The following is a 1,295-nucleotide window of genomic DNA, read 5'->3' on the forward strand; positions in this document are numbered from 1 at the left end:
AAACTGCTTCGCCGCCAGCGGCGCACCGCCCTCGTTCGTGAGGCGTATATAGTCGCCACCAACCAGAACTGTCAACAGTCATCGACGATGTTTTTTCGATTTCTCGTGGAGATATCCACGGGGCGGAAATTCGTGAGCTGGCTTGGCTGAAATTGTGAGTGGTGTTCCGCTGAGGATCACTCTTCTACCAAGCTCCCATCTCTAGGCGGCGGCAGGTGCGTGCCATCGGCCTGAGAATCGCCTCCTGGCGAGTGTCGATCCCCACGCCAGCCTAAGCAGCGCTTCAGAGCCGGCCTTCCAGCAATTCCGCCGTGATGTTGCGGCCGGCGAAAAAATACCCAGGACCAGACCCGTTCGGCATCGACTGCGAAAGCAATGCTGACGGCACGTCGCCAGCCGATGATCCGCGGACCAGGCATGATCTCGACCCGCTCTGTGCCGCACTGTGGAAAAGTCGACACGCTCAGGCAATGGTCGCGGATGCCGACAACGAAATTCCAAGCGATCGCCGGCGACGCACGGGTCGGCTATGTCGTCATAGAGCTGGTCGAGTTCAGTTTCCGCCTTGGGGTGGAAGACAATGCGGTACTCCATTGCCTATTTGGCTTTCGCCTGCTTCGCGTGATGACGCGCCTCGAGCCGCGAAAAAACTGTCTCGACAGGGATGCCCTTAGTTTAGCCGGATCCTGCCGGAGCTCGGTCAGGCGCGCCGGAACCTCCTCGCGCAACCATCTTTCCCGCTCCGCCTCGAAATCCTCGAGCATACGCAGGCCGGCGCGAACAACCTCACTGGCATTGTTGTAGCGGCCTGATTCGAGCTGCTTCCTGGTAAAGCTCTCATAGTGGTCGTTCAGAGCGTAGTCGGGCACGGCAACCTCCTGGAAGATTATGGCGCCGATCAAAGCCCGGTAACAATAGATAGCAATGATTGGAAGCGCACGATCACGGTTCGTTTTCCAAGATCTGATGGCGAGAGAATGGTTCGTCGCCTGGTTTTGCAGGATCCAAAGCGTCCGGTCACCATCGCGCCGGCGCGTGGCGGTTGCCGCGCTGACAGAGCCGGGAGCCAACCGGCTTCGCGTGGGCAAAGGTGCCGAATACAAAAGGCCTGCGAGCTGCGGGCGGTTGGGGGTCATGATTTGGCTTTTCTGTCCCACGGTCGGCTTCGCCTGCTTCCGACCCCTGGTGCAGGTTAAAATCGCCATCGATCACGGTCCGAACGCAAAAAGCCCGCGTGAAGCGGGCTTTTTTTGTTGGTTGCGGGGACAGGATTTGAACCTGTGACCTTCAGGTTA

General features: G+C 58.8%; 1 pseudogene. It reads right to left on the reverse strand.

The features are described 5' to 3' along the window. Nucleotides 1-597: 597 nt before the first annotated feature. A pseudogene (locus NKI05_RS32170) lies at nucleotides 598-869 on the reverse strand (type II toxin-antitoxin system ParD family antitoxin). Between the last annotated feature and the right edge of the window lie 426 nt (nucleotides 870-1,295).

This window comes from Mesorhizobium sp. M0771 (assembly GCF_040320155.1).
Lineage (GTDB): Bacteria > Pseudomonadota > Alphaproteobacteria > Rhizobiales > Rhizobiaceae > Mesorhizobium.